The sequence below is a fragment of the Dactylosporangium salmoneum genome, assembly GCF_039532525.1.
GTDB lineage: Bacteria > Actinomycetota > Actinomycetes > Mycobacteriales > Micromonosporaceae > Dactylosporangium > Dactylosporangium salmoneum.
This window is the reverse complement of record NZ_BAAARV010000005.1, coordinates 137,245-161,469: the sequence shown is the minus strand read 5'-3', so window position 1 is coordinate 161,469 and position 24,225 is coordinate 137,245. Positions and strand designations below refer to the sequence as shown.

Sequence of the window (24,225 nt, the reverse complement as noted above, 5' to 3'; positions counted from 1 at the left end):
CGGGGGCGCTTTTCGCGGTCGACGTGGCTTCTTTTCGCGGTCAGCGAGGCACCCAGATCTCGATCTCCGTGCCCTGGCCGGGGCGGCTGAAGATGTCGGTGGTGCCGCCCAGATCCTCGATGCGTCCCCGGATGGACTGGGCCACGCCGAGCCGCCCCTCCCCGGCCGCCTCGCCCAGCCGCGCCGGGTCGAAGCCGGTGCCGTTGTCGCGGACCGTGATGCGTACGCCGTCGCCCTCGTCCTCCAGCAGCACCCAGGCCCGCGCGTCCGGGCCGGCGTGGCGGCGGACGTTGTCCAGGGCGGCCTCGACGGCGGCGGTCACCTCGGCGGCGGCCGGCTGCGGCAACGGGACCGGGCCGGCGGGCGCGGCCACCTCGACCGTGGGCGAGGCCAGAGCGGTGAGGGCGGTGCGCAGGTCGCCCGGCTCGGCGCGTCCGCGCGCGGACGGGGCGGTCGCGCCGCCGCTGAGCAGCGTGCGCAGCGCCACCTCCTGCTCGCCGGCCAGGCTGGCCAGCTCGGCGCCGGTGCCGCCGAGCTCGGCGCCGTGGCGCTGCACCAGGGCCAGGACCTGCAGCACGCCGTCGTGGATGGGGCGGGCCAGGCGGTTGCGCTCGGCCTCGGCGGCCTCGCGGCGGATCTGCTCGGCCAGGCGGCGCTCGGCCCGCCGGTCGGACCAGTGCCGGGCCAGGCCCAGGCCGCCGGCCGCGGCCGCGGCGGCGAACAGCAGCCAGACCGACACGCCCAGGTACTCGCTGCTGGGCAGCGATTTCATGGCCGCTCCGGAGCCGCTGAAGTAGCCGGAGTCGACGACCTGCATGCCGCCGAGCGCCAGCACGCCGGCCAGCGGGCCCAGCGTGGCCGGGGCGGTCCCGCTCGGGGCCAGGGCGGTCGTCGTGGCGCCGACGACGGCGACCGCGGCCGCCGTGACGAGCACCGCGATCAGCATCGCGGGGATGACCCGCTGCTGGTCGGCCAGCTTCTCCGGGTGGCCGATCGTCGCGGAGTAGGCGATGAGCAGCGCCACCGCGGCGGCCACCGTGACCGCGGCGGCGAGGGGAAAGCGCCGGCGGCCGGCGGCGAGCGCCGCGCCGAGCGCCAGGCCGCCCACGACGGCCAGCCACGGCGCCACCGACGCCCGCAGCGCGGACATCGCCAGCAGCAGTGGGGCCGCCGCGGCGAACTGCGCGAGCGCGGCGGTCAGCGCGCCGCCGAGGGGCCACGGCCCGGCGATCGCGGCCAGGACGGCCACCACGACGAGCGTAACCGCGGCGATGATGGCGTTCTCGGCGTCGGCATGGCGGTACAGCGCGTCCTGCGGCACACCGACCAGCTCGGCCAGCCGCTCGGTCGTGATCAGGCTCAGCGGGATCGCCAGGGCGACGGCCAGGCCGCCGGCGATGATGGGCCGGGAGAGGAGGCCGCCCGGGCGCGCGGCCTCGTCGCCGGAGCGCAGCACCCAGACCGCCGGAGCGAGGGCGGCCAGCGCGACGGTGGCGAAGGCGACGTGCCAGTGCGAGATCTCCCCCTGGGTCAGAAACCACCACAGCTGCGAGGAGGCCGAGGCGATCAGGGCGACGCCGACGCTCAACCCGGCGAGGACCGCGCCGAGCCGGGTGTGGCCCCGCCCGATGAGGGACTGGGCGGCGGCGAACACGGCGATGACGGTCAGGGGTCGCGCGGCCGGCAGCAGCGGGAACAGCCAGTCGGGGGCGACGTTGCCGGCCGGGTGCGACACCATCGCGGCCAGCGTGAGCAGCGCCGCGGCGGCGAGCAGCCACGGCCACCAGCGCAGCGCCAGCAGCCCGGCGATGACGACGACGATCGGGGTCGCCGTCTCGGCCAGGCCGGCCGGTGAGCCCCGCAGCGGCAGGTCGAGCAGCAGCGGCGCGTTGCTGCCGCGCATCGGGACCAGGAGCAGGAGCAGGGCGGCCACCCCGGCGGAGGCGATCGCGGCGCGCGGCTGGTTCATGGCAGCGATCATCGCCGATCCGTCCCGGCCGCGCCGACCCCACTGAAGCCAGGATGGGGCAGGCGGACCGGGCGGCCGTCCGGGCGGTGCTCGAAGTGCCACCACTCGTTGTCGTAGGTGCGGTAGAGGCCGAAGCGGTTGCCGTGGCGCTCCAGCCAGCGCGCGCCCTCGGTCGGGCGGATGTCGAGCGCGGTGCCGGCGACGTGGCGGGACGCATGGGGCGGCAGCACGTGGCGCCAGGCCGCCTCGACCGAGCCCTCGCGGGCCACGGCGCGGTGGAACAGGCGCGCCTGCTCCAGCGGGTGGCGGTACCCGGAGGTGAGCCCGATCAGCTCGCCGTCGCGCCACAGCGCCTCGGTCCGGGCCGCCTCGAAGGCCGCGCGGGTCGCCGCCGTCAGGCCGCCGAGGTCCTCGGCCGGGAAGCGGGCGGCCAGCGCCCATTGGCAGGCCGTGAGCCGGGCCCGGCCGGGGGCGACGAGCCAGGCGGCCGGGGCGAGCGCGACGGCGATGGCGCGGGTGATCCTGCGGTACACCCCGTCGCGCCGCCGGGCGTTGGTCGAACGCATGCAAGGACAATGCCGCCCGCGCCCCGGCCCGGTCCTGAGCCGCGGTACCCATTCGTCGATAGGTACCGCGACTCAGCAGTGCCCGGCTACCGGACCGTGCCGGCCGAGCCCGAGCCGCGGCGGACCGGCTCCGCGCAGGCCAGCAACCTGCCGTGCGGCAGGAACTCGACCGCGGTGGCCGCGCCGATCTCCGCCATCGGGGTGAACGTGTGGCCCAGCCCGGCCAGCGCCTGCCCCTCGGGCGACGCGATGAACGCCGGCTCCGCGGTCACCGACGCCGTGTTGCGCTGCGAGGCCCGCGGCGCGGCCAGGGCCTCCGGCAGCGTCATGCCGAGATCGAGCCGGTTGACCAGGATCTGCAGCACCGTGGTGATGATGGTCGAGCCGCCGGGGGAGCCCACGGCGAGGAACGGGCGGCCGTGCTGCAGCACGATCGTCGGCGCCATCGAGCTGCGCGGCCGCTTGCCCGGGCCGGGCAGGTTCGGGTCGCGCTCGGTGCCCTGGGTCGGCGTGAAGTTGAAGTCGGTCAGCTCGTTGTTGAGCAGGAAGCCGCGGCCGGGCACCACGATGCCGTTGCCGCCGATCTGCTCGATGGTGAGCGTGTACTCCACGACGTTGCCCCACTTGTCGGCCACCGTCAGGTTGGTCGTCGACTGCCCCTGGTCGGGCGCGGCGCCGCCCGGCGCGGTGGCACAGCGCTGGTACCGCCCGTCGGGCACGCCCGGCTGGACCGGCTTGGCCAGCGCCTTCGCCGGGTCGATCAGGCAGGCCCGCTCGCCCGCGAAGCCGTCCGTCAGCAGGGCGTCCAGCAGGGGCCGGGGCGTGTAGTCGCCGACGTATCGGTTGCGGTCGGCGAAGGCGAGGGCGCTTGCCTCGAGGTACCGGTGCAAGGCCTGGCTCTTCGGCAGAGCGCGCAGGTCGGAGCGTTCGAGGATGTTCAGCGACTCGCCCACGGTCGAGCCGCCGGACGACGGCGTGGCCATGCCGTAGACGTCGTAGCCGCGGTAGCTGATCCGCGTCGGGGCCGGCCGGCGCACCTCGTAGGCCCGCAGGTCGTCCTGCGTCATGCCGCCGGGGCGGATCGCGTACGGCCACGGCTGCGCCGGGCCCGCCGCGACCGGCGGGCGCTGCACCGTGGCGACGATGTCGCGGCCGATCTCCCCGCGGTAGAAGGTGTCGACGCCGCGGCGGGCCAGCAGCTCGTAGGTCGCCGCGAGGTCCGGGTTGCGCATGGTGCTGCCGACCGCGGGCGGCGCCCCGCCGGGCAGGAACAGCCGGGCCGTGGGCTCGAACTGGGAGAAGGCCGTCGCGTTGTCGGACACCTGCTGGGCGAAGGTGGCGTCGACCGGGAAGCCGTCCCGGGCCACCTGCGCGGCCGGGCGCAGGGCGGCCGACAGCGGCCGGGTGCCCCACAGCCGGGCGGCGGTGTCCCAGGTGGCCAGCGAACCGGGGACGCCGGCGGACAACCCGCTCACCCTGGCCTCCTGGAAGGCGAGCGGCTGCCCGGTGGCCGGGTCGACGAACGCCGTCTCGGTCATCGCGCGCGGGGCGGTCTCGCGGCCGTCGAGGGTGGAGACGCGGCCGGTGCGGGCGTCGTAGTACACGAAGAAGCCGCCACCGCCGATGCCGGACGAGAAGGGCTCGGTCACCCCCAGGGTGGCCGCCACCGCGAGCGCCGCGTCCACCGCGTTGCCGCCGCGGCGCAGCACCTCCAGCCCGGCCGCCGTCGCCATGGGGTCGACCGACGCGACCGCCCCGCCGTAGCCGGAGGCGGTGGGCCCGCTCCTGGTCTCGGCCGCGGCCGGGGCCGCCGGCGCGAGCAATGCTGGCACGAGGAGGATGAGGAGAAGCCTTCGCATCGGTACCTCCACTGATCGACGGCGATCGCTTCTTACCTGCCTACCCGCCGCTGACCTCCGGCACAACCCGGAAGGTACGGCGGTACGCACTCGGGGCGACGCCGATCGTGCTCTGCATGTGCTGGCGCAGCCCCGCGGCCGTGCCGAGCCCCGCCCGGCGGGCCACCACCTCGACCGGCAGGTCGGTGGACTCCAGCAGGGCGCGCGCGTGGTCGACCCGCCGCTGCAGCAGCCAGCGGGCCGGGCTCACCCCGGTCTCCTCGCGGAAGCGGCGGGTGAACGTGCGCACGCTCATCCGCGCGTGCTCGGCCAGGTCCTGCAGCGACAGCGGCGCGTCCAGCCGCTCCTGCGCCCAGGCCCGGGTGCCGGCCAAGGTGACGTCGGCGGTGCGGGGCAGGGGCCGTTCGATGTACTGCGCCTGCCCGCCCTCCCGCCACGGCGGCACCACGCTGCGCCGCGCCGCCCGGTTGGCCACCTCGCTGCCGAAGTCGGTGCGCACCACGTGCAGGCACAGGTCGATGCCGGCGCCCACGCCCGCGCTGGTCAGCACGTCCCCGTCGTCCACGAACAGCACGTCCGGGTCGAGCTTGACCTGCGGGAACAGCTCCCGGAACCGCTCCGCCCACCACCAGTGCGTGGTCGCCGGCCGCTCGTCCAGCAGCCCGGCCGCGGCGAGCACGAACGCGCCGGTGCAGACCGACATCACCCGGGCCCCGCGGGCGTGCGCGGCCCGCAGGGCGGACCTCGTCTCCTCGTCGAGGGAGCCGGTCTCCACCGGGCTGCCGGACCCGATGCCGGAGACGACGACGGTGCCGGCCCGCTCGGTCGCCTCCAGGCCGTGCTCGGGGGCGACCCGGTAGCCGGCCGCGGTCATCACCGGGCGGCCCCCCGGGCTGCAGACCTGGATCTCGTACTTGCGGTGGCCGTTATCGTCCCGGGCGGTGCCGAAGATCTGGCTGGGCGTGCCGAGGTCGAACGGAACGACCCCCTCCAGGGCCACGATGGCCACCAGGTGCCTTTCGTTCATGGCTCAATTCTTGCGCACTATGGCTGTCGGGCCACTCGTTCCGCCGTACCGGATCGGATGCAATGTTTCTTGTGAAACGACTCCACCCGGCCTGGCTGGTCGCCGCCGTCGCGTTCGTCGCCCTCGTCGGCGCCGCGGGCTTCCGCGCGACGCCGGGCGTGCTCATCCACCCCCTGCACGACGAGTTCGGGTGGTCGCTGGGGACCATCTCGCTGGCTGTTTCGATCAACCTGCTGCTGTACGGCGTGACCGCCCCCTTCGCCGCCGCGCTGATGGAGCGCTTCGGCCTGCGACGGGTGGTCGCCTACGCGCTGGTGCTGGTCTCCGCCGGCAGCGGCCTGACGGTGTTCATGCGCCACTCGTGGGAGCTCATCGCGCTGTGGGGCGTGCTGGTCGGCCTGGGCACCGGCTCGATGGCCCTGGCCTTCGTGGCCACGCTGACCGGCCGCTGGTTCGTGAAGCGCCGCGGCCTGGTGACCGGCGTGCTGACCGCCGGCGGCGCCGCCGGCCAGCTGGTGTTCCTGCCGGTCCTGGCCCTGCTGGCCGAGGACCACGGCTGGCGCACCGCCGCCCTGACCGTCGCCGGCGCCGCCCTGGCCGTGGTGCCCCTCGTGTTGTGGCGCCTGCGCGACCACCCGTCCGACCTGGGCGTGACTGCCTACGGCGCCCCGGAGTCCGACGCCCCCGCCGCCCCGCCGCCCCCCGCCACCGGCGCCGCCCGCCGAGCCCTGGGCGCGCTGCGCACGGCATCGCGGACGCCGGCCTTCTGGCTGCTCGCGGGCGGCTTCGCGATCTGCGGCGCGACCACGAACGGCCTGATCGGCACCCACTTCATCCCGGCCGCCCACGACCACGGGATGGCCGAGCCGACCGCGGCGTCGCTGCTGGCCCTCATCGGCCTCTTCGACATCGCCGGCACCATCGCGTCGGGCTGGCTGACCGACCGGATGGACAGCCGCATCCTCCTGGGCTGGTACTACGCCCTGCGCGGCCTCTCGCTGCTGTTCCTTCCGGCCTTGTTCGCCGCCACGGTCCGCCCGAGCATGGTGGTCTTCATCCTGTTCTACGGCCTGGACTGGGTGGCCACGGTCCCGCCGACGGTGGCACTCTGCCGCGAGTACTTCGGCGCCGCCGGCCCGGTGGTCTTCGGCTGGGTCTTCGCGTCCCACCAGTTCGGCGCGGCCATCGCCGCCACCGCGACCGGCGTGCTGCGCGACCGGCTCGGCAACTACGACGCCGCCTGGTACGTCGCGGGCGGCCTGTCCATCGGCGCCGCCGCGCTGTCGCTGATGCTCTTCAAGTCCCGCCACCCGGCGGCCAAGGCCCCCACTCCGGCGGCGGCCGCCCTGGCGGCGTAGCGCCCCGCCCCGACCGCGGCACCCGTCTCACGACTGAGGCGGCGGACCCAGGCCTCTCTTCCGGGCCGGCTCGGCTCGCTGCGCCGGGCTGGTCTGGGCCGGGATTCCCGCCAGGGCTGGCTCGGCGCGTTGGCCCTGGCCGGCCCCGGGCCGAGACTCCCATCGAGGCGGGCTCGGCTCGGCTTGCTGCGCCGGGCTGGTCTGGGCCGGGATTCCCGCCCGGGCTGGCTCGGCGCGTTGGCCCTGGCCGGCTCCGGGCCGAGACTCCCATCGAGGCGGGCTCGGCTCGGCTCGCTGCGCCGGGCTGGTCTGGGCCGGGATCCCCGCCCGGGCTGGCTCGGCGCGCTGGCCCTGGCCGGCCCCGGGCGAGACTCCCATCGAGGCGGGCTCGGCTCGGCTCGCTGCGGCTGGACGGCCGGAGCCTCCGGCGGGCGACGGTCGGGCGCCTCGCTGACGGCCGGGCCCAGGCCCTCGGCGTCAGGCCGACTTAGCGCGCTGTGCCTGACCGGTCCGGGCCGAGATTCCTGTCTCGGCTGGCTCGGCGTGCTGTGCCTGGTCGGCCGGGCCGGGATTGCTCCGCCGGGCGACCCGTCAGGCGCCTCTCTGACGGCCGGGCCTAGCGCCTCGGCGGCAGGCCGACTGCGCCCGGCCGGCCAGCTCAGGGCGCCGACGGCGTCCCGCGGAAGCCCGGGCTTCCGCAGGACTCCGCCTCGCTTCAACCCAGTTGCGAAGGGCCCTACAAGCGGAAGCCCAGGTCCGGGGTGATGGTCAGGGTGTCCATCTGGGCGCGCTGGAGGCGGCCCGAGTGGTCCCAGTTCATCGACTGCCAGCGGGTGAACTGGTCCAGGACCCACACCCCGGACTGGCGGCTGCCGTTGCCCGAGCGGCCGTTGCCGCCGAAGGGCAGGTGGGCCTCGGCGCCCGAGGTGGAGTTGTTGATGCTCACCATGCCGGCGCGGGTGGCCCGGCGGAACGCGAAGGCCTTGGCCGGGTCGGTGGTGTAGATGGCCGCCGACAGGCCGTAGCCGGGGGCGTCGGCCAGCTCGATGGCCTCGTCCAGCGTCGCGTACCGCGCCACGCCCACCAACGGCCCGAACGTCTCCTGCTGGAAGATCTTGTCCTCCGGCCGCACGCCGTGGACCAGGACCGGGTGGTAGAAGAGCCCGGCGGCGGGGTCGCCGGCGAAGCCCTCGCGCGGGTTGCCGGCCGAGATGCGGCCGATGCCGGTCGAGCCGGACACGCGGTGGTGGTCCTCGATCCAGTCGAGAAAGCCCTCGTACCGCTCGGCGAACCGCTCGCTCATCAGCGGGCCGTAGAGGACCGACGGGTCGGTCGGGTCGCCGACGGTGGCGCCGCGCACCGCGGTCTCCAGACGGGCGGTGAACTCGTCCAGGACGCTGTCGTGCACGATCAGGGTGCCGAGGGAGGTGCAGCGCTGGCCCGCCGTGCCGAAGCCCGCGAACAGGGCGCCGTGCACCGCCAGGTCGAGGTCGGCGTCCTCGGTGATCACCATCGGGTTCTTGCCGCCGAGCTCCAGGCAGGGGCTCTGCAGGTGCCGGCCGGCCAGCTCGCCGATGCGGGCGCCGACCTCCGACGAGCCGGTGAACCCGATCTTGTCGATCAGCTGCTCGCCCAGCCCCGCTTCGAGACCGGCGAAGGTCGTCGGGCCGTCGGCGTGGACGATGTCGAAGACCCCATCGGGCACGCCCGCCCGGCGGATCAGCTCGGCGAAAGCGTCGGCGCAGGACGCCGCATACTCGGCCGGCTTCCACACGACGGCGTTGCCGCACAGCAGCGCCGGCACGATGTACCAACTCGGCACCGCGACCGGGAAGTTGCCCGCCGTCACGATGGCCGCCACCCCCACCGGCACGCGGAACGTGAACAGCTGCTTGTCGGGCATCTCGCTCGGCACGGTCTGCCCGTAGAGCCGCCGGCCCTCGCCCAGGAAGAAGTCGCAGGTGTCGACGATCTCCTGGACCTCGCCGCGCGCCTCGGCCAGGGTCTTGCCGACCTCGCGGGTCACCAGCGCGGCCAGGGCCTCGAAGTTGGCCTCGACCAGCCGGCCGAGGTTGGCCACGACCCGCCCGCGGACCGGCGCCGGCACGTCGGCCCAGGCCCGCTGCGCGCGGCGGGCGGACCGGCAGGCGGCCACGAAGGTGTCGGCGTCGGCCAGCGCGACCTCGGCCACGAGGTCGTCGAGCCGGGACGGGTTGACGGAGGACACGCGGTGCTCGGCGGCGGCGATCGGCCGGCCCCCGACGGTCGAAACGATGAGGCGGGTCATGCGTCTATCTTCGCGCGGGGGTACGACAGTTTTGGAGGCTAGGCGGAGTCGGGCGGGTCGAACGCGAGCCGGCCGCCGAACTGGTCGCGCAGCCGCTCGTCGTAGTAGTCCGCCGTGTCGGAGACCCAGTCGCAGGCGTTGCTCAGCTCGATCGGGTCGAGGGTCGAGGCCAGCACCTCGGCCGCCGCGTACACGCAGTCGTCGCGCCAGAAGAGCCGGATGAAGTTCAGCCGCCCGTTGAGGTCGTTGAGCTCGGCGAGCAGCTCCGGGGAGCGCTCGAGCTGGCGCAGCAGCGGCGAGAAGACGCGCACCAGGGGCGGCTCGCTGGCGATCAGGCGCAGGTACAGCACCGCCGTCCCGCTGCGGATCGCCGCCGGGCGGCTCACGAGGTCGGCGGGCACCTCCTGGCCGCCGAGATAGTCGGTGACCAGGCGGTGTACCTTCGCGCGTAAGGCGTCGTCGATCGACACGCGTCCACGATACCGGTGGCCCGCACCCCGGCCTCAGCCGCTCTTGCCCGGCCGTCCCGGCGGCAGGAACCCGCGTCGCCGCGCCTCCTTCACCCACCGGTGCGCCGTGCTCACCGGCACGCCGTGCTCGTCGGCGAGGTCGCAGGCGGGCCGGTGCGAGGCCTGGGCATACGTGAGGTACACGTCGGCGACCTGGCGATAGAACACGTCCGGCCGTCCGCGCATCCGCTCGGCCTCCCGGGGAGCCGCCCGCGGGACGGCCAGCGACGGCTCGACCATCTCCCAGCCCACGTCCTCGGCCACCGGCGGCGCGACGGGTCTGGCCCGGGTGCTGACTGCCGGAGTCGTACCGCCCAAAGCCTCCACCGCCGCCAACTGCGCATTGGCGGCCGCCTCGATGCGCCCGACCGGGATGGCCCGCAACAGCTCGGCGGTCGGCGCGCCGTCGATGCGCAGCCCGGTGAGCACCATCCGCCCGCCCGGCCCGACGCCGATCTGTACCAGCACCGTGCCGGTCAGCGGCGGCTCGTCCTGGCGCCATTCGTACCAGTCGTCAGCGACTGGGAAGAGGCGGCCCCGCACGCGGCAAGGCTAGTCCACATTTCCGCAAATCAACAATTGCGCCAACCTAGACGTCTAGATACGCTTATCTGGACTCACCAGCCACTGAGCGTTCGAGACCGGGGGGCGGTCGCGTGCGAAGCGCGTAACCGAGGGGGCGAGTGGCGGCGTCCGCAGCGAGGAACGGGGGAACGGGGCGACGCGGACGCCGGTCGTCGAGCGGGTCGCGTACAGGCGCGTTCTGCTCGACGACGTCGGTAGCTGAGCCGCGGTCGCGGGGTCTCGCCGGGCCTCGCGACCGCCTTGCCGGCCGGCCTTGAGCGTCGGCCGGCATTGGGGGGCGCCGTCGCTCGAGAGAGCGGCGGTCGGGGGACGGACCGCGTCGGGGGGCACGGTTCCGGGGGGTGCGGCTCGCGGAGTGGGCCCATGCGGGACGCCCGGCCTCGGGGGAGGGCGAGCGTCCCGGCGGCCCGCGCAGGCAGGCGCCAGCCGCGGCGTTGACGGGCGGCCGCCTCGCGGAAAGCCACGGCCAGCGGAGAGGTCGGCCCGCAGAGCCCCCGCCCGTGGAGAGGCCAGGCCCGCGCCCAGCCCGCGGCGTTGAAAGGCGGCCGGCGTGCGGAAATCCCCGGCCCGCGGAGAGGGCGGCCCGCAGGGCGCCGGCCCGTGGAGAGGGTCAGGCCCGTGGAGAGCCCGCGGAGCTTGCAGGCGTCCGGCCTGCGGAGGGTTCGATCCGCGGAACGCCCGCCGCGGAGTGGCCAGGCCCGCGCCCAGCTCAAAGCCATTGAAGGGCCCAGCGCCGCGCGGTTCATGCCCGTGGGAAGTTCATGCCCGCGCCCGGCCCGGCGCGTGTGGGCAGAGCCCTCGCAGGGCGGAGGAAGCCCGAGGGCGAGGCGCCCTCGGGAAACGAAGACGGGTCAGGACGAGGTCGGGGTGGGGGACGCCGTCGACTCCACGGACGAGGTGGCCCTCGGCGCCGGCTCGGCCGGTGATTTGCTCCCGCCGCTGTCCGACCAGGTGAACAGGAACAGGCCCAGCACCCCGGCCACGACGCACATCATGGCGACCGCGGCGATGGTGACCGCCACCCAGATGAGCGCCGCCGACCGCTTCTTCGGCTGGATGACGACAGGAGGCGGGGACGGGTCGTTGTCCAGCATGGCCTCCGCCGCGACCTCCTCCGGGTCGCCCAGAAGCTCCAGGATTGACCGTACCTCGACCTCGGTCTCCTCTTCCGGAGACAGCTCGGCCCGCTTGGCGGCGATGTGCTCGCTCAGGTCGGCCAGCAGCTCGGCGCGCCGGTTGGCGGGGACGCCGGCCAAGGCCTGCTCGACGGCGCGGAGGTAGTCGTTGACCAGGTCATCGTAGGTGTTCATGCGGCCCTCGTTCCGACAATTCGGTCAACTGTGTCGCGGAATGCCGACCACTCCTCGCGGAAGTGGCGCAGGGCCGCGCGGCCCTGGGGGGTCAGGGAGTAGTAGCGCCTCGGGGGGCCGCTGGTGGACTCGCGCCAGGTCGTCTCCAGCCAGCCGAGGCGGCGCAGGCGGGCGAGCATCGGGTACAGCGTTCCCTCGCTCGTCGTCAGGGCGCGCTCGGCGCCCAGGCGGCGGACCAGTTCGACGCCGTACTGCTCCTCTTTCTCCATCAGCGCCAGCACGCAGAACTCCAGCGTCCCGCGGCGCAAGGCGGTGGACAGTGAGCCGGGTACATCCATGTCGCACAGAGTACCTTGCGGCGCAAGCTACCAACATGGCCGAGTCGCTTTTCTGAACGTGCAAAAATGGCGGCATGACCCGCTGGCTCGACGAGGAAGAGCAGGTGACGTGGCGCGCCTTCTACGGGGCGGCCACGCTGCTGATCGACCGGCTCGACCGTGAGTTGCAGCATGACGCCGGCATGCCGCACGCCTACTACGAGATTCTCGTCGTGCTATCCGAGTCGCCTGAGCGGTCGCTGCGGATGAGCGAGCTGGCGCTGCAGACCCGCTCGTCGCGCAGCCGGCTGTCGCACGCGGTGAGCAAGCTCGAGGCGCGCGGCTGGGTGAAGCGGCGCGACTGCGACGACGACAAGCGCGGGCAGTTCGCCGACCTGACGGAGCAGGGCTTCGCGGCGCTGGAAGCGGCCGCGCCCGGGCACGTCGAAACGGTTCGCACCCACCTGTTCGACCCGCTGACCCCGGAGCAGCTCGACCAGCTCCGTCAGATCAGCCAGGCGATCACCGAAACGTTGAAAAAGTAGAAGTCAAGCCTTGTAAGGATCTCTGCCTGTCGATACGGTGCCCACCTCGCGAGCCACGTCGAGGGAGGCCCCGTCATGCCGTCCGTCAGCGCCGCCAAGATCGCATTAGGTGCCCTGATCGGCTTTGCCATGCTTGCCGCGGTACCGGGGGACAATCCCCGGTTGCCGGATGCGCCGCAGCGGCCGACCACCTACGCCTCGGGCGTGCCGGAGTGGGCCGCCGAGCCCTCGATCGCCAGCCTGCTGGACAAGCAGAAGCCGCAGCACGCCGAGCAGTTCTACTTCGTGCTGGCCGACCGTTTCGCCGACGGCGACCCTTCGAACAACACCGGCGGCCTGACCGGGGACCGGCTCAGCACCGGCTACGACCCCACGGACAAGGGCTTCTACCACGGCGGCGACCTCAAGGGCGTCATCAACAAGCTCGACTACATCCAGGGCCTGGGCACGACCGCGATCTGGCTCGCCCCGGTGTTCAAGAACCGGCCGGTGCAGGGCAGCGGGGCCGACGTCTCGGCCGGGTACCACGGCTACTGGATCACCGACTTCACCCAGATCGACCCGCACTTCGGCACCAAGGACGACCTGAAGGTCCTGACCAGGAAGGCGCACCAGCGCGGGATCAAGATCTACCTCGACGTCATCACCAACCACACGGCCGACGTCATCAGATACGCGCAGAACCAGTATTCGTACCGCGACAAGGCCGACTATCCGTACAAGGACGCCAACGGCAACAAGTTCGACGACCGTAACTACGCCGACGGCACCAAGGGTTTCCCGCCGGTCAATGCGCAGTCATTCCCGTACACCCCGGTCTTCCCCACCGAGGCCGACAAGACGGTCAAGCGCCCGGCCTGGCTCAACGACCCGACGATGTACCACAACCGCGGCGACTCGACGTTCACCGGCGAGAACGCGGAGTACGGCGACTTCTTCGGCCTCGACGACCTGTGGACCGAGCGCCCCGAGGTCGTGCAGGGCATGTCGAAGATCTACGCGGACTGGGTCAAAGACAGCGACATCGACGGATATCGGATCGACACCGCCAAGCACGTCGACATGCAGTTCTGGCCGCAGTTCACCAGCGCCGTCGAGAAGGTCGCCAAGCCCGACTTCTTCATGTTCGGCGAGGTGTACGACGCCGACCCGGCCTTCGACTCGACCTACGTGCGCAAGGGGCGCCTGCCGGCCACCCTGGACTTCCCGTTCCAGCAGGCGGCGTCGGACTTCGTCGCCCGCGGCGGCTCCGGCCAGGAGCTGGCCGAGATGTACGCCCAGGATGACCGCTACACGAGTGCCGGGACGAGCGCCCAGACGCTGCCGACGTTCCTCGGCAACCACGACATGGGCCGCATCGGGTACTTCGTCGCCACCGGCGGCACTGACCCCGCCACCCACCTGCGCCGCGACGAGCTGGGCCACGAGCTGATGTTCCTGACCCGCGGCCAGCCGGTGGTGTACTCCGGCGACGAGCAGGGCTTCACCGGCGCGGGCGGGGACAAGGACGCCCGGCAGGACATGTTCGCCACCAGGACGGCCGACTACCTCGACGACGACCTGCTGGGCACCGACCGCACGCACGCGGTGGACAACTACGACGTGACTCACCCGATCTATCGCACGATCGCGAGCCTGGCCCAGCTCCGGGAGCGCAACCCCGCGCTGCGGCAGGGCATCCAGGTGACGCGGTACGCCGACCAGAACGTCTTCGCCTTCTCCCGCATCGACCCGGACCAGCGGGTCGAGTACGTGGTGGCCAGCAACAACGGCAACGGCACCAAGACGGTGAACATCCCGACGTACATGGCGAACACCACCTTCGACCAGATCTACCCCACCGCCGGGGGCCTGGCCGCCTCCGCCGGCGACGGCTCGCTGCAGGTCAGCATCCCGGCGCTGACCACGGTCGTGTTCAAGGCCCGCGGCGCCATCAAGCGGGCGGCCGCCAAGCCGACCATCGCGCTGGGGGTCGACCCGGCCCCGGCGACCATCGCCGAGGTGCGGGCCGCCGTCACCGGCGACCCGCTGTCGACCGTGACCTACGCCGCGCGCGTCGCCGGCGGGCCGTGGAAGCTGCTCGGCACCGACCACGCGGCCCCGTACGCGGCCTACCACGACCTCGACGGGCTGGCCGCGGGCACGAAGCTCGAGTACAAGGCGGTGGTCCGCGACGGCTCGGGACGTACCGCCGAAGCCAAGATCTCCACCGTGGTCGGCACGCCGCCGAGCGCGGCGTCCCCCGACTACGCGGTCGTGCACTACCAGCGGCCGGCCGGGGACTACGGCAGCTGGGGGCTGTATGCCTGGGGCGACGTCCAGGACCCGATGACGTGGCCGGTCGGCGCGCCTTTTGCCGGAGAGGACTCGTACGGGCGCTTCGCATGGGTCAAGCTGAAGCCGGGGGCCGCTAACGTGGGCTTCCTGGTCGTGGACGGTAACGGCGTCAAGGACGTCGCCGCCGACCGCGCGCTCGACCCCACGAAACATCCGGAGATCTGGCTCAAGCAAGGAGATGCGACCATCTACACCTCCGAAGCCGCCGCCACCGGCAGCGTTTCGATCCACTATGGACGGCCCGGGGGTGACTACGCCGGCTGGGGCCTGCACCTGTGGGGCGACGGCCTGGCCGCCGGCACGGCGACCGAATGGTCCAGCCCGCGCCCGCCGGACGGCATCGACTCGTACGGCGCCTACTGGCACGTCCCCGTGAGCGACCCGAGCAAGCCGGTCAACTTCATCGTGCACAACGGCGACGCCAAGGACCCCGGCCCCGACCAGTCGGTGCTGCCCAGCACCCAGGGCGAGGCGTGGATCCGCTCCGGTGAGGCGACCGTGCACCCGACCCGCGCCGCGGCCGAGCACACTGCGGTGCTGCACTATCGCCGACCGGCCGGCGACTACGACGGCTGGGGCCTGCACGTGTGGACCGGCGCCGCGACCGGTACCGACTGGGGCAGCCCGCTGCCGCCGTCGGGCACCGACGCCTTCGGCGTGACGTTCACCGTGCCGCTGGCCGCCAACGCGCCGCTGCTCAACTACATCGTGCACAAGGGCGACACCAAGGACCTGCCGGCCGACCAGGCGCTGGACCTGGTCACCGTCGGGCACGAGGTGTGGGTCCTGTCCGGGGTGGAGAAGTACCTGCTGCCCATCCCGGCCCAGGGCACGCCGGACACCGACGTGAACAAGGCCAAGGCGGTCTGGATCGACCGCAGCACGGTGGCCTGGCGGGCCGGGCCGACCGACGGGCACAGCTACGAGCTGTGGTCCGCGCCGGCCGGCGGGCTGAAGGTCGTGGACGGGCAGCTCGTGGGCAACGCCACGAAGCTACCCATGAGCGCGGTTCCGGGGAACCTGACCGAGAGCCAGCGGGCGAAGTTCCCGCACCTGTGGGCGTACCAGGCCTTCCACCTCGACGGCGACCGCGCCGCGTTCACCGCGGCCCTGCGCGGGCAGGTCGTCGCCGTCGAGCGCGACGCGTCCGGGCAGGTCACCGAGGCGACCGGCGTGCAGCTGGCCGGCGCCCTGGACGACCTCTACGGCGCGGCCCTGAGCGCGAAGCTCGGCCCCACCTTCGACGGCGGCCGGCCGGGCGTGAGCGTGTGGGCGCCGACGGCGCAGGGGGTTTCCCTGGAGCTGTACCGCGACACGACCCAGCCCCCGCAGGTCCTGCCGATGCGCCAGGACGAGCGGACCGGGGTCTGGTCCGTCACGGGCGACAAGAGCTGGAAGAACCTCTACTACAAGTTCCGGGTCACCGCCTTCCAGCCGGCCGTGCACGCGGTCACCACCGCGAGCGTCACCGACCCGTACTCGGTGTCGCTGAGCGCCAACGGCACGCACAGCCAGCTGGCCGACCTGGCCGACCCGGCGCTGCGCCCGGACGGCTGGGCCGGCCTGCGCAAGCCGCTCGCCCCGGCCCGCCCGCAGATCCAGGAGCTGTCGGTGCGCGACTTCTCGATCGCCGACGCCACCGTGCCGGCGCAGATGCGCGGCACCTACCTGGCCTTCACCCAGCCGAGCTCGGCCGGCATGCAGCACCTGAAGCAGCTGGCCTCGGCCGGCACGTCGTACGTGCACCTGCTGCCGGTCTTCGACATCGCCACGATCCCCGAGGTCCGGGCCGACCAGGCGCAGCCGCCGTGCGACCTGGCCGCGCTGCCGGCGGACTCGCCGCAGCAGCAGGCCTGCATCGCGCAGGTGGCCGACCACGACGGCTACAACTGGGGCTACGACCCGTTCCACTACAACGCCCCGGAGGGCTCCTACGCCACCGACCCGCAGGGCACGCCGCGGATCACGCAGTTCCGCCAGATGGTGGCCGGGCTCAACGGCGCGGGCCTGCGCGTGGTGATGGACGTCGTCTACAACCACACGACGGCGGCCGGCACCGACCAGTACTCGGTGCTCGACCAGATCGTGCCGGGCTACTACCAGCGGCTGCTCGACGACGGCACCGTGGCCAACTCCACGTGCTGCGCCAACACCGCGCCCGAGAACGCGATGATGGGCAAGCTGGTGGTCGACTCGATCGTGCAGTGGGCCAAGCAGTACAAGGTCGACGGCTTCCGCTTCGACCTGATGGGGCACCACCCGAAGGCCAACATCCTCGCCGTGCGGGCCGCGCTGGACCAGCTCACGGTGCCCAAGGACGGGGTCGACGGGAAGAAGATCCTGCTGTACGGCGAGGGCTGGAACTTCGGCGAGGTGGCCGGCGACGCGCGCTTCGTGCAGGCCACCCAGGCCAACATGGCGGGCACCGGCGTGGGCACCTTCAACGACCGGATGCGCGACGCCGTCCGCGGCGGCGGCCCGTTCGACGGCAACCCGCGCGTGCAGGGCTTCGCCACCGGCCTCTACACCGACCCCAACGGCGACGCGGTCAACGGCAGCGCGGCCGAGCAGCGGACCCGGCTGCTGCACTACCAGGACCTCATCCAGGTGGGGCTGACCGGCAACCTGGCCGCCTACGAGTTCACCGACTCCACCGGCCACCGGGTCTCCGGCGCGCAGGTCGACTACAACGGCTCCCCGGCCGGGTACACGCGCTCGCCGAGCGAGGCGGTGACGTACGTCGACGCCCACGACAACGAGATCCTGTACGACGCCATGGCCTACAAGCTGCCCACCGGCACGACCGCCGAGCAGCGGGCCCGGCTGCAGGTCCTGGCGCTGTCCACGACCGTGCTCGGGCAGGGCACCGGCTTCGTCGCCGCGGGCTCGGACCGGCTGCGCTCCAAGTCGCTGGACCGCAACTCGTTCAACTCCGGCGACTGGTTCAACCAGATCCGCTGGGACTGCGCCGACGGCAACGGCTTCGGCGCCGGGCTCCCGCCGGCGGCCGACAACCAGGACAAGTGGCCGTACGCCCAGCCGCTGCTGGCCGACCCCGCCCTGGTGCCGGGCTGCTCGGCGGTCGACCTGGCGTCGGCCCGCTTCCAGGAGCTGCTGCGCATCCGGGCCAGCTCGCCGGTGTTCGCGCTGGACACCGCGGCCCAGGTGCAGCAGCGGCTGAGCTTCCCGCTCTCCGGGGCGCAGGCCACCCCGGGCGTGATCACCATGGTGCTCGACGCGCGCGGGCTGGACGGGCACTGGCGCTCGCTGGTGGTCGTGTTCAACGCGGGCGCCACGGCGACCACCCAGACCCTGGACGCCTACCGCGGGGCCCAGGTGGCGCTGCACCCGGTCCAGGCCGCCTCGGCCGACCCGGTGGCCCGGCAGTCCACTTTCGACGGTGTGCACGGTGCGTTCACGGTGCCGGCACGGACAGTGGCGGTGTTCGTGCAGGCCGCATGAAACCGAAAAGCCAGGGGTAACCACCCTTGCATGAGTCGATACCGCAACCGCGTCCTGAAGGCGACGGCCGCCATGTGGCTGCTCGTCTTGCTCGCCGACGCCGGCTGGGTGGCGACCTCGCGGGCCGCCCTGACCGCGGCCACGGTGCTCGCCGTGTGCGTGGTCGTCTCGGCCGTGCTGCTCGGGAAGTTCGTCCAGAACCTGCCCCGGCCGGAGCCGGCTCCGATCCGGATCCGCAACGACCGGCGTCGATAACCGGCTAAGCCGCAGTTAACCTTCGTAAAAGGCTCAACCCGGCCCCGGCGGTGCCGTTTGGACCGGCGTGAAGGCCCTTGCGATCGCGCTGCTGATCGGCGGCCTCGGCCCCACGCCCCCGCCGGGGCCGCCACTGCCGGGGCCGCCGCCGATCCTCGAGCCGGTCGGGCCGTCGGCCACGCTGCCCGGCGTCACGGCGGTGCCGGACACCGTCGCGCCGCTGTCCACGCTGCGCGAACCCACCGGGCGTCCCGTCGCCACCTCGCCCGCGCCCGCCTCCCCGGCCGCGCCGGGGCCGGGTGGTGGCTCAGCGTCGGTGAGCCCGGCGCCCGGCCGGTCGAAGGGCGGCGGAAGCACCGCCTGGATCGTCGGCGGCGTCGTCGCGGCCCTTGCCGCCGCGGCCGTCTGGTTCGTTACGCAACGTCGCCGTCACACTCAGTGAGAACAACTCGGCCGTTCGGCTAAGGACTCTTTAGGGATCCGACCTCTTCCAGTAGCGTGCCTGATCGTGTTCCGTAGTGGACCCGGCATTCATTTCCTCGCGTTGGAGCGCTCTCTTCCTCACGCTCCGTATGGAGGACGCTACTTTTAGGAGGCCAGGCGGTGGCAGGCAGCGGCCCCTCCCGCGCCCCTTTACCGCGGCACGGCGTCAGCAGCGCCGGCGGTAGCCAGCCCGGTGGCGGCGCGGCCCGCCGTTCGGCGGGCACCGACACGTCCGTGGCCGGGCACCGCCGCGGCGGCGGCCCGCGGCCGAACCGCTTCCGGTCGGTGCGCGCCCAGCTGCTCGCGCCGATCGCGGTGGCCATGATCGGCCTCGTCGTGCTCGGCGCGATCCAGGTGACGACCTCCGTCGCCGCCGCCCGCGACGCCGGGCACGCCCGGACGCTGACCCAGACCGCCGGCAGCGCGGCGCTGTTCGTCAACGAGCTCGAGCGCGAACTGGCCGAGACCGCCGCGCTGCAGCAGCGCGGCGGCAAGTCCGGCGCCGCCCTCGTCACCGCGCAGCGCTCCCGCACCGATGCCGCCGCCGAGCGCTTCTTCGCCGACGCGAGCGGCGCCGTCAAGGCCGCGCCGGCGCTGGCCACCCCGGTGCGCGTAGTCCGCGACGACTACGGCCAGCTGCGCTACACCCGGCAGTCGATCGACAAGGGCACGGCCACGATGGTGCTGGTCACCGACGTCGTCTACGGCGGCCTGGCCGACGCCCTGCTCACGGTGGCCGACGCGGTGCCCGGCCAGATCGAGGACGTGGAGCTGGCCAAGGCGGCCCGCGCGCTGGCCGCCATGGCCGCCATCGAGCACTACGCCGCGGTCGAGCGCGACCTGCTGCGCACCGTCTTCGGCCGGGCCAACCTGCAGCCCGGCGACCTGGGCGCCCTCTCGCTCATCCAGGGCGCCCGCGGCCAGCGCGAGGCCGAGTTCCGCCGGGTGGCCACGCCGGAGCAGGCCCAGTGGTACTCGAAGGAGATGCAGGGCACCGACGTCGACAACGCCGACAGCATGGCCGCCTCCGCCCGCAACGCCGAGCGCGACATCTCCGGCGTGCGGGTCGACGGCGACGCCTGGTTCGCGGCCCAGAGCGGCGTGATCCGCCGGGTCACCATCGTCAGCCTCGACATCGCCGACAGCCTCGACGCCCGGGCCGGGCAGATCGCGGTCAACGCCACCCGCCGGGCCTGGATCACCGGTCTCGGCGCCGGTCTGCTGGCCGTGGCCGCCCTGACCATCGCGATCATGCTCGCCGTGCGCACCGCCCGCCGCCTCAACCTGCTGCGCAGCGCGGCGCTGCAGGTGGCCCGCCGCGACCTGCCCGACGCCATCACCTCGGTCACCGCCGGTTCGGCCGCCCCGGCCCCGTCGGTGATGGAGGGCGGCCGGACCGCGGCCGAGGTCACCCGCGGCATCGCGGCCACCAACGACGAGGTCGGCCAGGTGGCCGAGGCCTTCGGCACGGTGCACCGCACCGCGCTGCGCCTGGCCGGCGAGCAGGCCGAGCTGCGCGTCGACGTGTCGCGCATGGCCGAGGTGCTGGCCCGGCGCATCCGCACCCTCATCACCCGCCAGCTGCGCCTCCTCGACGAGTTCGAGCGGGACGAGACCGACCCCGACGTGCTGGCCCGGCTCTTCGCCCTGGACCACCTCGCCGCCCGCCTGCGCCGCAACGGGGAGAACCTGCTGGTCCTCTCCGGCGGCGAGCCCGGCCGCCCGCAGACCACCGCCGTCGGGCTCGGCGCGGTTGTCACGGCCGCCGCGTCGGAGATCGAGGACTACGCCCGGGTCGAGTTCCAGCCGGCCGACCTGGCCATCGCCGGCCCGGTCGTCGGCGACCTCGTGCACCTGCTGGCCGAGCTGCTGGAGAACGCGGCCTCGTTCTCACCGCCGACCGAGCCGGTGCTGGTCGACGCGCGGCCGACGGTCGAGGGCGCCATGCTGCGCGTGCACGACCGCGGCATCGGCATCGTCCCGGCCCGCCTGGCCGAGATCAACTCCCGGCTGGCCGTGCCGAGCACCCTGAGCTCGGCCGCGGCCGGCACGATGGGCCTGCACGTGGTCTCCCATCTTGCGGCCCGGCACGGCATCCGGGTGCAGCTGCAGGGCGTCGTCGGCGGCACGGTCGCCTACGTGCTGCTGCCGCACCGGGTGCTCGAGCGCGTCAGCGCCCTGCCCGCCGGCCGCACCCCGGCGAGCGCCGCGCCGGTCCCGGCGGTGCAGGCCCCGGCCCCGCGGCCGGTGCAGGTCCCCTCGACGGTCGGCGCTCCGATCGGCCGGCCCCAGTCCCGGGCGCCCGAGCAGCGGCGCCCGGAGCCCGAGCCCGCGGTCGCGACCCCGTGGTTCCGGCCGTATCTGAGCAGCACCGGAAGTGAGCACAACACCAGCACCAGCACCATCGGGGTCGGCAATTGGAACCAGCCGACGATGGTGCAGCCGGGCGGTCACACCCCGCCGCGCGGCATCGCTCAGGTGGCCCCCCAGCCGCCGCAACCTCCCGCCTACCCCACCCCCACCCCCACCCCACCCCAACCCGCTACCGCCCAACCCACCTGGGGTCCCCCTGGCCCCGGCACATGGCCGCCACGGCCCGGGGGCCCGTCCACCTTCGGAGGTGGCCCAGTGCCGAACGAAGAGCATCTCCCGCGTCGCCGTCCCGGCGCCCAACTCTTGCCGGAAACCACTGAACAGCGCGCCGAGCCCAGAGGCGCGACGGTCGACCCGGAGCAGATCCGGTCGCGGCTGTCGGCGTTCGCCGAGGGCGTCTCGGCCGCTGCACGACGTTCCAACAGCACAACCCCAGGACAAAAGGATTCATGATGTCTCAGCAACCGCACGGCGCCGGACAGCTCGACTGGCTGATGGTGAGCTTCGCGCGGCAGGTGCCCGATGTGGCGCACGCCATCACCGTGTCCGGCGACGGGCTTCGCCTGGCCGCATCGGCCGACCTGCCGGTGGACCAGGCCGACCATCTCGCCGCCGTCATCAGCGGCCTGGCGAGCCTGGTCTTCGGGGCCGCACGGGTCATGCAGGCCGGCCACGTGCGGCAGACGATCGTCGACATGGACGGCGGCGTCATGATCGTGATGTCCGTCGGCGACCGGGCCCTGCTGGGTGTGCTCGCCGCCCCAGGCTGCGACCTGGGCCAGGTCGGCTACGAGACCGCCATGCTGGTCCACCGCGTCGCCGACGCCCTGGACCCCCTTCCGCGCGACGCTCTGTCCAGGTGAGAGGTACCGCTTGAAGCTTCGCAACGTCGCGCTGGCGCTGGTGGTGGCATTCCTTGTCACCGGCTGCGCCAGCGCGCCTCAGCGGCCCGGGGCCGGCCTGTGGCACAACGGCCGGCTGTTCATCGCCACGGGCAACACCACCGGCGTGTACTACACGATCGGCGGCGGCTACGCGGACCTCATCTCCAAGCACGTGACCGGCTACGAGGCCCGGGCCGAGGCCACCGGGGCCTCGGGCGACAACATCCAGCGCGTGGCCACCGGCGACATGGACATCGCGCTGACCCTGGCAGACACGGCGGCCGACGCCTACTCCGGCAAGGGCGCCTTCGACGGCAAGCCGCAGAAGATGGTCGCGCTGGCCCGGGTGTACAAGAGCTACGTCCAGCTCGTCGTGCGCCGCTCGGCCAACATCAACAAGCTCGCCGACCTGCGCGGCAAGCGGGTCTCCACCGGCTCTGTGGGCTCCGGCGCGGACGTCATGGCCGGGCGGGTCCTCATCGCCGGCGGGCTCAACCCCGACACCGACATCGTGCGCGAGCGGCTGTCGCTGCCGGAGACCACCAAGGGCATGCAGAACGGCTCGCTCGACGCCTTCTTCTTCGCCGGTGGCCTGCCCACGCCGGGCATCGCCGACCTGCTCGCCAGCTCGCCGGGCAACTACGTGGTCTTGCCGCTGTCGTCGTTGCTGCAGCCGCTGACGGCCCGCTGGGGGACCGTCTACAGCAGTGCCAAGATCCCGAAGGAGGCGTACGGCACCCCCGCCGACATCGACACGATCGTCATCGGCAACTACATCGTCGTCTCGCCCGACATGCCCGAACAGCTGGCCCACGACCTGACGAAGGTGCTGTTCGAGTACCAGAAGGACCTCGCCAAGGTCCACCCCGAGGGCGGGAACTTCGACAAGGGCACCGCGCCGCAGACCGACCCGATCCCGTTGCATCCGGGGGCCGCACGGTTCTATAGCAGCGGCTGAATGTGTGAGGCCGGCTCGGCGTTATGGATCTCTCATTCGGCGTCCGCGACGAGGGTGAAACGGCCTGGGTGATGTCAGGATGGGCGACGTGACCGGCACCAAACAAAATCTCGTTCACCTGGACGACATCCGGGACGCCGCCGCCCGGATCTCCGGGCTCGTGGTGCGCACCCCGCTGCTGCCCAGCCCGTGGGCCGAGGAGCTGTGGCTCAAGCCGGAGAGCCTGCAGCCGATCGGCGCGTTCAAGCTGCGCGGCGCGACCAACGCACTGCACCGCCTCGACCTGGAGCGGCGCCGCACGGGCGTGGTCACCCACTCGTCGGGCAACCACGGCCAGGCCCTCGCCTACGCGGGCCGGGCGCTGGGCGTGCCGGTCACCGTCGTCATGCCCGAGGTCTCCACGCCGCTGAAGATCGAGGCGACCCGGGGCTACGGTGCCGAGGTCATCCTCGTGCCGCAGTCGCAGCGGGAGTCCGAGGCCAAGCGCCTGGTGGCCGAGCGCGGGCTGACGCTCATCCCGCCGTACGACCACCCGGACATCATCGCCGGTCAGGGCACCATCGGCCTGGAGATCTTCGAGGACCTCTCCAGCGTGGACGTCGTCGTGGTGCCGGTCGGCGGCGGCGGGCTGTCCTCCGGCGTGGCGACCGCGGTCAAGTCGCTCGCCCCGCACGTCGCGGTCATCGGGGTCGAGCCGGCGGTCGCGGCCGACGCCGCCGAGAGCCTCGCCGCCGGCATGGTCCGGGTGTGGCCGGAGGAGCGGATGCTCAGCACCGTCGCCGACGGGCTGCGCACCCCGCTGTCCGAGCTCACGCTGGCCCACCTGTCGACCTACCTCGACGCCATCGTCACGGTGAGCGAGGAGGAGATCCTCGACACGGTCCGGACGCTGGCCCGCAAGGCGCGCCTGATCGTGGAGCCGAGCGGCGCGGCGGCCACCGCGGCGGTGCTGCACCGCCGCGACGAGCTGCCGGCCGGGCGGACCGTCGCCGTGATCAGCGGCGGCAACATCGCCCCCGACCTGGCCGCCCGGCTCTTCGCCTGATCGCCGGGCACCTGCCCGATCGTCGCGTCGCCCGGATCTTCTCCTGAGGGTTATCCACAGGGCTGTGGACAAGCCCTGTGGATAACCGCTGTGGAC

18 protein-coding genes are annotated in these 24,225 nt (G+C 73.3%); 9 read left to right on the top strand and 9 right to left on the bottom strand.

The window, feature by feature from the left end; all coding sequences use genetic code 11:
- Positions 1-40: 40 nt before the first annotated feature.
- The 4 genes from macS to ABD352_RS03440 form a co-directional block, all read right to left on the bottom strand.
- Positions 41-1,969 carry a MacS family sensor histidine kinase gene (gene macS, locus ABD352_RS03455; RefSeq protein WP_344610706.1) on the bottom strand — a complete coding sequence of 643 codons (1,929 nt, stop codon included), beginning with the start codon at positions 1,967-1,969 and terminating at the stop codon, positions 41-43.
- A gap of 8 nt (positions 1,970-1,977) precedes the next feature.
- Positions 1,978-2,535: a D-alanyl-D-alanine carboxypeptidase family protein gene (locus ABD352_RS03450; protein ID WP_344610705.1), complete on the bottom strand. Its 558-nt coding sequence runs from the start codon at positions 2,533-2,535 to the stop codon at positions 1,978-1,980.
- Positions 2,536-2,621: 86 nt separating this feature from the next.
- On the bottom strand, positions 2,622-4,394 hold the full coding sequence (gene ggt, locus ABD352_RS03445) for a gamma-glutamyltransferase (protein ID WP_344610704.1): 1,773 nt from the start codon (positions 4,392-4,394) through the stop codon (positions 2,622-2,624).
- Positions 4,395-4,434: 40 nt separating this feature from the next.
- The gene (locus tag ABD352_RS03440; protein WP_344610703.1) at positions 4,435-5,421 is read right to left on the bottom strand and encodes a GlxA family transcriptional regulator; all 987 of its coding nucleotides are present in this window, start codon (positions 5,419-5,421) and stop codon (positions 4,435-4,437) included.
- Positions 5,422-5,483: 62 nt separating this feature from the next.
- On the opposite strand from ABD352_RS03440, the gene ABD352_RS03435 reads away from it, so the two are divergent.
- On the top strand, positions 5,484-6,779 hold the full coding sequence (locus ABD352_RS03435; RefSeq protein WP_344610702.1) for an MFS transporter: 1,296 nt from the start codon (positions 5,484-5,486) through the stop codon (positions 6,777-6,779).
- Between the two features lie 736 nt (positions 6,780-7,515).
- On the opposite strand, the gene ABD352_RS03430 is transcribed toward ABD352_RS03435, so the two are convergent.
- From ABD352_RS03430 to ABD352_RS03410, 5 genes are all read right to left on the bottom strand, one after another.
- Positions 7,516-9,066 carry an aldehyde dehydrogenase family protein gene (locus ABD352_RS03430; RefSeq protein ID WP_344610701.1) on the bottom strand — a complete coding sequence of 517 codons (1,551 nt, stop codon included), beginning with the start codon at positions 9,064-9,066 and terminating at the stop codon, positions 7,516-7,518.
- 38 nt (positions 9,067-9,104) lie between these two features.
- Positions 9,105-9,536, bottom strand: coding sequence for a T3SS (YopN, CesT) and YbjN peptide-binding chaperone 1 (locus tag ABD352_RS03425; RefSeq protein ID WP_344610700.1), 432 nt, complete (start codon positions 9,534-9,536; stop codon positions 9,105-9,107).
- Positions 9,537-9,569: 33 nt separating this feature from the next.
- Positions 9,570-10,118, bottom strand: coding sequence for a hypothetical protein (locus ABD352_RS03420; protein WP_344610699.1), 549 nt, complete (start codon positions 10,116-10,118; stop codon positions 9,570-9,572).
- An 893-nt stretch (positions 10,119-11,011) separates the two neighbouring features.
- The gene (locus tag ABD352_RS03415; protein ID WP_344610698.1) at positions 11,012-11,470 is read right to left on the bottom strand and encodes a DUF1700 domain-containing protein; all 459 of its coding nucleotides are present in this window, start codon (positions 11,468-11,470) and stop codon (positions 11,012-11,014) included.
- Positions 11,467-11,808 carry a PadR family transcriptional regulator gene (locus tag ABD352_RS03410; RefSeq protein ID WP_344610697.1) on the bottom strand — a complete coding sequence of 114 codons (342 nt, stop codon included), beginning with the start codon at positions 11,806-11,808 and terminating at the stop codon, positions 11,467-11,469. Before ABD352_RS03410 ends, ABD352_RS03415 begins: the two co-directional genes overlap by 4 nt.
- A gap of 74 nt (positions 11,809-11,882) precedes the next feature.
- On the opposite strand from ABD352_RS03410, the gene ABD352_RS03405 reads away from it, so the two are divergent.
- The 8 genes from ABD352_RS03405 to ABD352_RS03370 all read left to right on the top strand — a co-directional run bounded on the left by ABD352_RS03405 (position 11,883) and on the right by ABD352_RS03370 (position 24,129).
- Positions 11,883-12,332, top strand: coding sequence for a MarR family winged helix-turn-helix transcriptional regulator (locus tag ABD352_RS03405; protein WP_344610696.1), 450 nt, complete (start codon positions 11,883-11,885; stop codon positions 12,330-12,332).
- A gap of 75 nt (positions 12,333-12,407) precedes the next feature.
- Positions 12,408-18,131, top strand: a complete 5,724-nt coding sequence (gene pulA, locus ABD352_RS03400) for a pullulanase-type alpha-1,6-glucosidase (RefSeq protein ID WP_344610695.1) — start codon at positions 12,408-12,410, stop codon at positions 18,129-18,131.
- A gap of 30 nt (positions 18,132-18,161) precedes the next feature.
- Positions 18,162-18,386, top strand: a complete 225-nt coding sequence (locus ABD352_RS03395) for a hypothetical protein (protein ID WP_344610694.1) — start codon at positions 18,162-18,164, stop codon at positions 18,384-18,386.
- Between the two features lie 67 nt (positions 18,387-18,453).
- Complete coding sequence (locus ABD352_RS03390) at positions 18,454-18,828, top strand: hypothetical protein (RefSeq protein WP_344610693.1); 375 nt, start codon at positions 18,454-18,456, stop codon at positions 18,826-18,828.
- A gap of 161 nt (positions 18,829-18,989) precedes the next feature.
- The gene (locus ABD352_RS03385; protein WP_344610692.1) at positions 18,990-21,695 is read left to right on the top strand and encodes a sensor histidine kinase; all 2,706 of its coding nucleotides are present in this window, start codon (positions 18,990-18,992) and stop codon (positions 21,693-21,695) included.
- A complete protein-coding gene (locus ABD352_RS03380; protein WP_344610691.1) occupies positions 21,695-22,105 on the top strand; it encodes a roadblock/LC7 domain-containing protein in 411 nt (136 codons plus the stop codon). The genes ABD352_RS03385 and ABD352_RS03380 overlap by 1 nt, the downstream gene beginning before the upstream one ends.
- 10 nt (positions 22,106-22,115) lie before the next feature.
- On the top strand, positions 22,116-23,084 hold the full coding sequence (locus ABD352_RS03375) for a TAXI family TRAP transporter solute-binding subunit (protein WP_344610690.1): 969 nt from the start codon (positions 22,116-22,118) through the stop codon (positions 23,082-23,084).
- A gap of 79 nt (positions 23,085-23,163) precedes the next feature.
- Positions 23,164-24,129, top strand: a complete 966-nt coding sequence (locus tag ABD352_RS03370; RefSeq protein ID WP_344610689.1) for a threonine ammonia-lyase — start codon at positions 23,164-23,166, stop codon at positions 24,127-24,129.
- Positions 24,130-24,225 lie beyond the last annotated feature (96 nt).

Bases quoted from the DNA above. Each gene is read 5' to 3' on its own strand.
- ggt (WP_344610704.1), bottom strand. From the start codon at position 4,394: ATGCGAAGGCTTCTCCTCATCCTCCTCGTGCCAGCATTGCTCGCGCCG.
- ABD352_RS03395 (WP_344610694.1), top strand. From the start codon at position 18,162: ATGAGTCGATACCGCAACCGCGTCCTGAAGGCGACGGCCGCCATGTGG.
- ABD352_RS03435 (WP_344610702.1), top strand. From the start codon at position 5,484: ATGTTTCTTGTGAAACGACTCCACCCGGCCTGGCTGGTCGCCGCCGTC.
- ABD352_RS03415 (WP_344610698.1), bottom strand. From the start codon at position 11,470: ATGAACACCTACGATGACCTGGTCAACGACTACCTCCGCGCCGTCGAG.
- ABD352_RS03440 (WP_344610703.1), bottom strand. From the start codon at position 5,421: ATGAACGAAAGGCACCTGGTGGCCATCGTGGCCCTGGAGGGGGTCGTT.
- pulA (WP_344610695.1), top strand. From the start codon at position 12,408: ATGCCGTCCGTCAGCGCCGCCAAGATCGCATTAGGTGCCCTGATCGGC.
- ABD352_RS03405 (WP_344610696.1), top strand. From the start codon at position 11,883: ATGACCCGCTGGCTCGACGAGGAAGAGCAGGTGACGTGGCGCGCCTTC.
- ABD352_RS03380 (WP_344610691.1), top strand. From the start codon at position 21,695: ATGTCTCAGCAACCGCACGGCGCCGGACAGCTCGACTGGCTGATGGTG.
- ABD352_RS03430 (WP_344610701.1), bottom strand. From the start codon at position 9,066: ATGACCCGCCTCATCGTTTCGACCGTCGGGGGCCGGCCGATCGCCGCC.
- ABD352_RS03450 (WP_344610705.1), bottom strand. From the start codon at position 2,535: ATGCGTTCGACCAACGCCCGGCGGCGCGACGGGGTGTACCGCAGGATC.
- macS (WP_344610706.1), bottom strand. From the start codon at position 1,969: ATGAACCAGCCGCGCGCCGCGATCGCCTCCGCCGGGGTGGCCGCCCTG.
- ABD352_RS03370 (WP_344610689.1), top strand. From the start codon at position 23,164: ATGGGCGACGTGACCGGCACCAAACAAAATCTCGTTCACCTGGACGAC.
- ABD352_RS03410 (WP_344610697.1), bottom strand. From the start codon at position 11,808: ATGGATGTACCCGGCTCACTGTCCACCGCCTTGCGCCGCGGGACGCTG.